We start from the raw sequence: 5,393 nt of genomic DNA, 5'->3' as shown, positions 1-5,393 counted from the left end.
GTAAACGCAGAAACCCCACCTTTTTGGGGTGGGGTTTCTGATGCTGCTGGGGAGCCTGACGATTACCTACTTTCACACGGGTAATCCGCACTATCATCGGCGTGGAGTCGTTTCACGGTCCTGTTCGGGATGGGAAGGGGTGGGACCGACTCGCTATGGTCATCAGGCATGACTTGTTGCTGTGGCGCTTTCAGGGCGCCACAGCCAATCTGGAAGAAGTAGTTTCTGGTGATGCTCACCAGGGTAAAGCTGTTGGGTTGTGTTGTTTCTGGCACAACACGTGATCTCAACCGTGCGTTCTGCAAACCCCATCTGGAGGTTCACACGCATCCCCTTCGGGGATCGGACCAGTGCAAGCGCTGAAGCGCCAACGCTGGTCGAGACACACCTGTTATAGGATCAAGCCTTACGGGCAATTAGTATCAGTTAGCTTAACGCATTACTGCGCTTCCACACCTGACCTATCAACGTCCTGGTCTTGAACGACCCTTCAAGGGGCTCGAAGCCCCGGGGATATCTCATCTTAAGGCGAGTTTCCCGCTTAGATGCTTTCAGCGGTTATCTCTTCCGAACATAGCTACCCGGCGATGCCACTGGCGTGACAACCGGTACACCAGAGGTTCGTCCACTCCGGTCCTCTCGTACTAGGAGCAGCCCCCTTCAAATATCCAGCGCCCACGGCAGATAGGGACCAAACTGTCTCACGACGTTTTAAACCCAGCTCACGTACCTCTTTAAATGGCGAACAGCCATACCCTTGGGACCGGCTACAGCCCCAGGATGAGATGAGCCGACATCGAGGTGCCAAACACCGCCGTCGATATGAACTCTTGGGCGGTATCAGCCTGTTATCCCCAGAGTACCTTTTATCCGTTGAGCGATGGCCCTTCCATACAGAACCACCGGATCACTATGACCTGCTTTCGCACCTGCTCGACTTGTCGGTCTCGCAGTTAAGCACGCTTATGCCATTGCACTATCAGCACGATTTCCGACCGTACCTAGCGTACCTTCGTACTCCTCCGTTACACTTTGGGAGGAGACCGCCCCAGTCAAACTGCCTACCATGCACTGTCCCCGATCCGGATTACGGACCAAGGTTAGAACCTCAAACAAACCAGGGTGGTATTTCAAGGTCGGCTCCACGCAGACTGGCGTCCACGCTTCAAAGCCTCCCACCTATCCTACACAGACCGGTTCAAAGTCCAATGCAAAGCTACAGTAAAGGTTCATGGGGTCTTTCCGTCTAGCCGCGGGGAGATTGCATCATCACAAACACTTCAACTTCGCTGAGTCTCGGGAGGAGACAGTGTGGCCATCGTTACGCCATTCGTGCAGGTCGGAACTTACCCGACAAGGAATTTCGCTACCTTAGGACCGTTATAGTTACGGCCGCCGTTTACCGGGACTTCAATCAAGAGCTTGCACCCCATCATTTAATCTTCCGGCACCGGGCAGGCGTCACACCCTATACGTCCACTTTCGTGTTTGCAGAGTGCTGTGTTTTTATTAAACAGTCGCAGCCACCAGTTTATTGCAACCCCTTCACCCTTCTCGCGCAGGCGAGTCAGGCTACAGGGGCGTACCTTATCCCGAAGTTACGGTACCAATTTGCCGAGTTCCTTCTCCCGAGTTCTCTCAAGCGCCTTAGAATACTCATCTCGCCCACCTGTGTCGGTTTGCGGTACGGTCTTGTTAAACTGAAGCTTAGAGGCTTTTCTTGGAACCACTTCCGATTGCTTCGTCGCCTAGGCGACTGGCCTCGCACCCTTGAATTCCGCGCCCGGATTTGCCAAAGCGCCTTCTCCAATGCAAGGACCGGGACTTCCAACACCCGGACAACCTTCCGCGATCCGTCCCCCCATCGCATTTAACAATGGTGCAGGAATATTAACCTGCTTCCCATCAGCTACGCATTTCTGCCTCGCCTTAGGGGCCGACTCACCCTACGCCGATGAACGTTGCGTAGGAAACCTTGGGCTTACGGCGAGGGGGCCTTTCACCCCCTTTATCGCTACTCATGTCAGCATTCGCACTTCCGATACCTCCAGCACACTTTTCAATGCACCTTCGCAGGCTTACGGAACGCTCTCCTACCATGCACATAAATGTGCATCCGCAGCTTCGGTATATTGCTTAGCCCCGTTACATCTTCCGCGCAGGACGACTCGATCAGTGAGCTATTACGCTTTCTTTAAAGGATGGCTGCTTCTAAGCCAACCTCCTGACTGTTTTAGCCTTCCCACTTCGTTTCCCACTTAGCAATATTTGGGGACCTTAGCTGGCGGTCTGGGTTGTTTCCCTCTTGACACCGGACGTTAGCACCCGATGTCTGTCTCCCGTGATTGCACTCTTCGGTATTCGGAGTTTGCTATGGCGTAGTAATCCGCAATGGACCCCACAACCATGACAGTGCTCTACCCCCGAAGGTGATACACGAGGCACTACCTAAATAGTTTTCGGAGAGAACCAGCTATTTCCAGGTTTGTTTAGCCTTTCACCCCTATCCACAGCTCATCCCCTAACTTTTCAACGTTAGTGGGTTCGGACCTCCAGTACGTGTTACCGCACCTTCATCCTGGCCATGGATAGATCACCTGGTTTCGGGTCTACACCCAGCGACTGAATCGCCCTGTTCGGACTCGCTTTCGCTACGCCTGCCCTAATCGGTTAAGCTTGCCACTGAATGTAAGTCGCTGACCCATTATACAAAAGGTACGCCGTCACCCCTTGCGAGGCTCCGACTGTTTGTATGCATGCGGTTTCAGGATCTGTTTCACTCCCCTCCCGGGGTTCTTTTCGCCTTTCCCTCACGGTACTGGTTCACTATCGGTCGATCACGAGTATTTAGCCTTGGAGGATGGTCCCCCCATCTTCAGACAGGATTTCACGTGTCCCGCCCTACTTGTCGTACACCTAGTTCTTCCTCGCTGTTTTCGCCTACAGGGCTATCACCTGCTATGGCCGCACTTTCCAGAGCGTTCGGCTAACAATGAAGATAAAGAGTACAGGCTGGTCCCATTTCGCTCGCCACTACTCTGGGAATCTCGGTTGATTTCTTTTCCTGCGGTTACTTAGATGTTTCAGTTCACCGCGTTCGCTTCACGTAGCCTATGTATTCAGCTACGGATACTCCATACGGAGTGGGTTTCCCCATTCGGATATCGGTGGATCAAAGCTCGTTTGCCAGCTCCCCACCGCTTTTCGCAGGCTACCGCGTCCTTCATCGCCTGTGATCGCCAAGGCATCCACCACATGCACTTGTTCGCTTGACCCTATAACGGGTGTGTCTCTCGACACCGCCGCTACAGGTTGAGTATTCGTGTTGCGCCGTATTCCAAAGCAATCTTTCGATCACCTTTTCATACATTGATACAATCACAACCCTGATTCACCTACTCAACCACCCATCTCTAAGTGATCTTTCGTGAATCTCTTTACTACTTCTTCCTGATTGTTAAAGAACGACAGCCGACATAAAACTCTGTTTCATGTCACTCTGACTGGCTCAATCGCCAATGCACAGCACTCTGCTTCTACTGCCCGCAGAACACTACGCATTGAGGATTGGTGGAGGATGACGGGATCGAACCGACGACCCCCTGCTTGCAAAGCAGGTGCTCTCCCAGCTGAGCTAATCCCCCAGTCATACACATATCCCAGAGGTTTCAGACGATCAGCACACCAGACAAGACTTTGGTGGGTCTGGATGGATTCGAACCATCGACCCCCGCCTTATCAAGACGGTGCTCTAACCGACTGAGCTACAGACCCCTGAGTCTGTCCATTTTCACAGCCGATAAGCGTGAGCGCTCAACGCATTGACACGTTAGCTCGAGAAAGGAGGTGATCCAGCCGCACCTTCCGATACGGCTACCTTGTTACGACTTCACCCCAGTCATGAATCCTACCGTGGTGACCGTCCTCCTTGCGGTTAGACTAGCCACTTCTGGTAAAACCCACTCCCATGGTGTGACGGGCGGTGTGTACAAGACCCGGGAACGTATTCACCGCGGCATGCTGATCCGCGATTACTAGCGATTCCAGCTTCACGCACTCGAGTTGCAGAGTGCGATCCGGACTACGATCGGTTTTCTGGGATTGGCTCCCCCTCGCGGGTTGGCGACCCTCTGTTCCGACCATTGTATGACGTGTGAAGCCCTACCCATAAGGGCCATGAGGACTTGACGTCATCCCCACCTTCCTCCGGTTTGTCACCGGCAGTCTCCCTAGAGTGCTCTTGCGTAGCAACTAGGGACAAGGGTTGCGCTCGTTGCGGGACTTAACCCAACATCTCACGACACGAGCTGACGACAGCCATGCAGCACCTGTGTTATGGCTCCCTTTCGGGCACTCCCACCTCTCAGCAGGATTCCATACATGTCAAGGGTAGGTAAGGTTTTTCGCGTTGCATCGAATTAATCCACATCATCCACCGCTTGTGCGGGTCCCCGTCAATTCCTTTGAGTTTTAATCTTGCGACCGTACTCCCCAGGCGGTCAACTTCACGCGTTAGCTACGTTACCAAGTCAATGAAGACCCGACAACTAGTTGACATCGTTTAGGGCGTGGACTACCAGGGTATCTAATCCTGTTTGCTCCCCACGCTTTCGTGCATGAGCGTCAGTATTGGCCCAGGGGGCTGCCTTCGCCATCGGTATTCCTCCACATCTCTACGCATTTCACTGCTACACGTGGAATTCTACCCCCCTCTGCCATACTCTAGCCCGCCAGTCACAAATGCAGTTCCCAGGTTAAGCCCGGGGATTTCACATCTGTCTTAGCGAACCGCCTGCGCACGCTTTACGCCCAGTAATTCCGATTAACGCTTGCACCCTACGTATTACCGCGGCTGCTGGCACGTAGTTAGCCGGTGCTTATTCTTCCGGTACCGTCATCCCCCCACCGTATTAGGACGGAGGTTTTCTTTCCGGACAAAAGTGCTTTACAACCCGAAGGCCTTCTTCACACACGCGGCATTGCTGGATCAGGCTTGCGCCCATTGTCCAAAATTCCCCACTGCTGCCTCCCGTAGGAGTCTGGGCCGTGTCTCAGTCCCAGTGTGGCTGGTCGTCCTCTCAGACCAGCTACAGATCGTCGCCTTGGTAGGCCTTTACCCCACCAACTAGCTAATCTGCCATCGGCCGCCCCTGTAGCGCGAGGTCCTAAGATCCCCCGCTTTCATCCACAGATCGTATGCGGTATTAATCCGGCTTTCGCCGGGCTATCCCCCACTACAGGACACGTTCCGATGTATTACTCACCCGTTCGCCACTCGCCACCAGGATTACTCCCGTGCTGCCGTTCGACTTGCATGTGTAAGGCATGCCGCCAGCGTTCAATCTGAGCCAGGATCAAACTCTTCAGTTCAAACCTGTTACTGTTTTTCGGTT

General features: G+C 53.6%; 2 tRNA genes and 3 rRNA genes. All 5 read right to left on the bottom strand.

Annotated features, from left to right (window positions below):
• Nucleotides 1-53 precede the first annotated feature (53 nt).
• The 5 genes from rrf to PQR54_RS38755 all read right to left on the bottom strand — a co-directional run bounded on the left by rrf (nucleotide 54) and on the right by PQR54_RS38755 (nucleotide 5,370).
• Nucleotides 54-167, bottom strand: a 5S ribosomal RNA gene (gene rrf / locus PQR54_RS38775).
• Between the two features lie 228 nt (nucleotides 168-395).
• Nucleotides 396-3,275: ribosomal RNA gene (locus tag PQR54_RS38770) — 23S ribosomal RNA — on the bottom strand.
• 293 nt (nucleotides 3,276-3,568) lie between these two features.
• Nucleotides 3,569-3,644, bottom strand: a tRNA-Ala gene (locus PQR54_RS38765).
• A 53-nt stretch (nucleotides 3,645-3,697) separates the two neighbouring features.
• Nucleotides 3,698-3,774 (bottom strand) — tRNA-Ile (locus PQR54_RS38760).
• A gap of 65 nt (nucleotides 3,775-3,839) precedes the next feature.
• Nucleotides 3,840-5,370, bottom strand: a 16S ribosomal RNA gene (locus PQR54_RS38755).
• Together the 16S, 23S and 5S rRNA genes with 2 tRNA genes alongside form the textbook arrangement of a ribosomal RNA operon.
• Between the last annotated feature and the right edge of the window lie 23 nt (nucleotides 5,371-5,393).

Source organism: Paraburkholderia phytofirmans (assembly GCF_046028095.1).
GTDB lineage: Bacteria > Pseudomonadota > Gammaproteobacteria > Burkholderiales > Burkholderiaceae > Paraburkholderia > Paraburkholderia phytofirmans_A.
The sequence above is the reverse complement of the archived record's forward strand: the minus strand, read 5'-3'. Positions and strand labels throughout refer to the sequence as shown.